Genomic DNA, 2,923 nt, shown 5'->3' with positions numbered 1-2,923 from the left:
TATTCGGTCAAGAAATCAAATTTGCTTGAAATCCATAAGATTCCAAATAATATAATAGATATTGTAGAAATTATTTTTAATACTTTTTTCATTTTTTATTTTCAGTTTGAGTGCGTTCCGCCAATGAATGGCAACGGTTTTGTGTAAGCGTCAGTAACGGGAAAGTGCGCGAGTACTTTCCGCTGACGCCACCAAGTTAGTAAAAAGGCGAGAATTTTCGGTAGAAAATTCCGCCGTTATTGCGTTTACACGTTGTTGGCATTAGTACTTTTTTTTAGTCTACAAAAGTTTCTTTTATAACTTCTTTGCATTTGTCAATTTCAGAATCGGTCAGGCTTTCAAAAATTCGTACGATTCTTGTTTTATCGACAGTCCGAATTTGGTCGATTGCAATCATTCCCTTTTTTCCGTTGTGTTTCACAGAAACTCTTGTCGGATATTTTTTCAGGTTTGTTGTCATAGGAGCAAGGACGATTGTGTTTAGGTATTTGTTCATTTCATTTGGTGAAATGACTACACAAGGTCTAGTCTTTTTTATTTCACTTCCAATGGTAGGGTCAAGGTTGACAAGAACAATCGAGTATTGTTTTAGATCCATTCCTCAAGATTTTCATCCTCGAAAACATCATTCATAAGCAACTTGTCATCTCCGTTTTCACTCATTTTTTTAAATTCCTTTTCCCAATTTTTTCTTGGTGATGCGATTGGTTTGAGGATTATTTGTCCTTTTTCAAGAATAAGTTCAACCTTGTCCTTAATTTTATATTTTTCCAAAATGGTCTTGCTCAGACGAAGTCCTTTTGAATTTCCGATTTTTATTATTGATGTTTCCATAAGTGCTAAAATGTTATTACAAAGTAAATACATTTTATTGAAATATCAAAATTCGTTCCGTATTAATGCCAACTGCAGGGTTAAACGTAGTTCTGCTTAGAGAATGAAAAGATAATAAATTCTTGAGCAATAATTAGAGAAAAGGACTTCCATATACTCTCTAATTATTGATTGTCAATTAGCTTCGCGAAAGCGAAGCGTAAATTGTAGAATTTATTGGCTTGGGAATTCGAGAAGCAGNCCGACGATGTCGCACGTTTTGGCTCGAAGCCCGCAGAAGGCGATATTTTTAGGATAGGTTTTAGTAGTAATTTGGTTTAACCCTGCAGATGATAGCACATGCTTTAAGATGCATTGTCTGCGAAGCAGCGCAGATTAAAGTTCGCCTTTGGCGAATGTGCTATCATCGGTTACGTATAAGAATAGTGCGGTTTTGTGTGCGAGGATTTTCCGCAGGAAAATCATACGTAACAAAAGTGCACTAACCTTTGATTAAGCAACTAATTTAGCATTATTTTTATACATTGTTGGCAACTGGCTTTCTTTAATTCGTTCCGATTTTTATTTTATTCGTTCATTTCAATTATTAATTTTTCTCCGTAATTCAGGTTTTTAAAGAAACTCAATTGTCTCTTAAATATATATCCGTTTTGCGTGAATTCCATAATTTGATTTTCGGTCTCGATTTTTAATTTCATTTCGTCGATTGAATATTCTCCGAGCACAATTCTAAAATATCTTGCAATTAATTTAGAAACTCCTAATTTCAACAAAATCCACATTGGCGATAAAGTCAGAGGTTCAACGCTTTCTTTTCCGCGTATTAATTTTATGTATTCGATTTCCGATTCTTTTATTGTCAACGCACTTGTTTTATTAGACAAGTTTGACCTTAAAAGAATTCCACCTGAATATTTTTCAAAACTACATTTAGAGTTTTCTTTTATAAATTCCGTCGAATTATTTTTTGCTTTAAAAGACTTTAGATAAAATGATGAACTTCCAATTGCTTTCGGTTTTTTCCAATCGATTTTTGTCGGTTTTCCAATATTTTTCTCGATTGTTCTTGAGTTCATTTTTTTCGTTGAGTTCGTTTTTTAGCTTGTTGCCAACGGTTACGTATAACCGTCAGTTACGGGTTAAATTAGCGATTATTTTCGGTTTAACACGGACTTTAGCAATTCCGAGTGGATTCGGACGAAGTCGAATCCGCCGTAATTGCGGTTATACATTGTTGTAAGTAGTTTTTTATTCTTTTTTTATTAAAATCCATTTCTCTCCTTTATCATTTTTATAAGAGACAAGTCCATATTTTTTATCCCATTGAAATTCAGTTAAACCAAATCTTCCGTTCAGATTTGAGTAAGGACAATTATCTTTATCGAAAGTATAAACATTTTTCCAGTCAGAATTCAAGTCAGATGCCTTTGTTGTCGGTAAGTTATTTCTAGAATTACTATATTCCATATTCAGTAAACGAATAACAGGACTTGCGTCTTTCAGATTTTCATTCGCTGCAATTTGGACAAAGTAATCGTTTACCAATTTGAAAGTATCTTTTTTAATTTCGTAATCTATTCTCACAAAATCTTTGTCAAATTCAGACACAAATGGATTGCATTCACCTTTTGGTTCTTTAATAACTTTATTTGTGATAAAAATTGTATCATAATTATTTAGTTGCGACTTAAATATTAATTTATCTCCAACATTATAATTAGTAAACCAAGTTTTGTCATTTTCCGTGAAATATACATTTGTACAATCAGAACAAGATTGTATTAATAAACAGAATAAAACTAAAATTAGATACTTCATTTTCGGTTTGGGTAAATTACTTACAACGTGTTTGTGTAAGGAACGTTGCGTGTTTGTATGCGAGGATTTTCCGAAGGAAAATCAGAAGCTAGCAAACGAGCAACGCCCAAACGGTTTAACTAAAATAAGCAATGTTTTTTAGCATCCATGAAAAAGCAGTAAGTCAGTATCTTTAAAGTTCACTAAAACGATTAAGATATGAAAACTGAACAAACTGCTCAACCAAAGTTATACATTGGCATCGACATTCACAAACGAAGTTGGAAAATAC

The 2,923-nt window shown here is 32.8% G+C and carries 4 protein-coding genes; all 4 read right to left on the bottom strand.

Features of this window, described 5'->3' with window-relative positions:
- Nucleotides 1-274 precede the first annotated feature (274 nt).
- Nucleotides 275-598 carry a type II toxin-antitoxin system PemK/MazF family toxin gene (locus E1J38_RS14900; protein WP_133357623.1) on the bottom strand — a complete coding sequence of 108 codons (324 nt, stop codon included), beginning with the start codon at nt 596-598 and terminating at the stop codon, nt 275-277.
- Nucleotides 589-834, bottom strand: coding sequence for an AbrB/MazE/SpoVT family DNA-binding domain-containing protein (locus E1J38_RS14895; RefSeq protein WP_133357624.1), 246 nt, complete (start codon nt 832-834; stop codon nt 589-591). The genes E1J38_RS14900 and E1J38_RS14895 overlap by 10 nt, the downstream gene beginning before the upstream one ends.
- A 566-nt stretch (nt 835-1,400) precedes the next feature.
- Entirely contained in the window at nt 1,401-1,910 is a 510-nt protein-coding gene (locus E1J38_RS14890; RefSeq protein WP_133357625.1) for a hypothetical protein, read from the bottom strand.
- 172 nt (nt 1,911-2,082) lie between these two features.
- On the bottom strand, nt 2,083-2,652 hold the full coding sequence (locus E1J38_RS14885) for a hypothetical protein (RefSeq protein ID WP_133357626.1): 570 nt from the start codon (nt 2,650-2,652) through the stop codon (nt 2,083-2,085).
- Between the last annotated feature and the right edge of the window lie 271 nt (nt 2,653-2,923).

The organism is Seonamhaeicola sediminis (genome assembly GCF_004358095.2).
GTDB classification, from domain to species: domain Bacteria; phylum Bacteroidota; class Bacteroidia; order Flavobacteriales; family Flavobacteriaceae; genus Seonamhaeicola; species Seonamhaeicola sediminis.
This window is presented reverse-complemented; position numbering and strand designations above follow the sequence as displayed.

Bases quoted from the DNA above. Each gene is read 5' to 3' on its own strand.
- E1J38_RS14885 (WP_133357626.1), bottom strand. From the start codon at position 2,652: ATGAAGTATCTAATTTTAGTTTTATTCTGTTTATTAATACAATCTTGT.
- E1J38_RS14890 (WP_133357625.1), bottom strand. From the start codon at position 1,910: ATGAACTCAAGAACAATCGAGAAAAATATTGGAAAACCGACAAAAATC.
- E1J38_RS14900 (WP_133357623.1), bottom strand. From the start codon at position 598: ATGGATCTAAAACAATACTCGATTGTTCTTGTCAACCTTGACCCTACC.
- E1J38_RS14895 (WP_133357624.1), bottom strand. From the start codon at position 834: ATGGAAACATCAATAATAAAAATCGGAAATTCAAAAGGACTTCGTCTG.